The organism is Psychrobacter sp. 1Y4, from assembly GCF_051847555.1.
In genome coordinates, this window is record NZ_JBPYDE010000199.1 from 1 (window position 1) to 979 (window position 979).

General features: G+C 39.2%; 1 protein-coding gene. It reads right to left on the reverse strand.

All coding sequences use genetic code 11. The annotated features are described in order from the left end of the window. Positions 1-159 precede the first annotated feature (159 nt). Entirely contained in the window at positions 160-582 is a 423-nt protein-coding gene (locus tag ACS8FC_RS15220) for a YbaN family protein (protein ID WP_439297389.1), read from the reverse strand. Positions 583-979: the final 397 nt, after the last annotated feature.

The window sequence follows — 979 nt, forward strand, 5'->3', positions numbered from 1 at the left end:
AAGGATTATAACTAATACTACGAGGTAATGATTTGGTGCAGAACTGCTCTTAAGCTTGGGCGTATTATAAGGGGTACATCCTAGTATCGCAAGCCTTATCTCATGTTTCGTGTAACCAACGCGGTTTATTGAGTGGATTTGGCTCAAATTGCAACCATTTTAGGCATTTGGCAAGCGGAACAAATATATCGCTACTCCACTACAAACAACGGCTACCAGCCATGCCACCCACATCATATCGGCAGATAAACGATAAAACAACATAACAGTTGACGCGGCCATCATTATGGTTGCCAAAACCTTGGCATACAGCGGCACGGCATGATTGTTTTCCCAATCGCGGACGAATTTTCCGAAGTACTTGTGATTGATAAGCCAAAAATGAAAGCGCTTAGAGCTACGCGCCCAGCAGCCTGCCGCTAGTAGTATAAAGGGCGCAGTCGGCATGACGGGCAGTAATATCCCAATAATACCTAAAATAAAAAATACCCAGCCAAGCGTCACAAAGGTCCAGCGTATCATCGGACTTCTGGATTGATTGGTCTTGGGCCTATGATAAAACGTTTTTTTATTATGGGTCATGAAGGTCGTATCGTATTTTTAGCAAGTGAATTACAAGGAGTAATATCGACAAATACCGTTAATATCAGTCCAAATGAAGCATTCATCATGCACCACGCACTATATGCAAACAAGATTACTTTTGCGTCTTTGGTTTGTCTTTTGTTTCATACACTGAGACGTTTTCAAAAAAAATCATTAATCAGCTTACTACGTTAAAAAACCGCTCACCATTGAATGATGAACGTTTTTTTATTTCTAAAAAGCAATTACTTTTTATAAGTTTGGATGCTTCTCAAGGATCGAATATTTTTCAGAATTGTATTATTTAAACTCGTACAGGCTGACTCTTTATATCCTCCTTAATTGACACTCTGACTCACATATATCAAAATTCAAATTATACTGCCCTCTTAAC

Coding starts and splice junctions, on each gene's coding strand:
- ACS8FC_RS15220 (WP_439297389.1), bottom strand. CDS start 582: ATGACCCATAATAAAAAAACGTTTTATCATAGGCCCAAGACCAATCAA.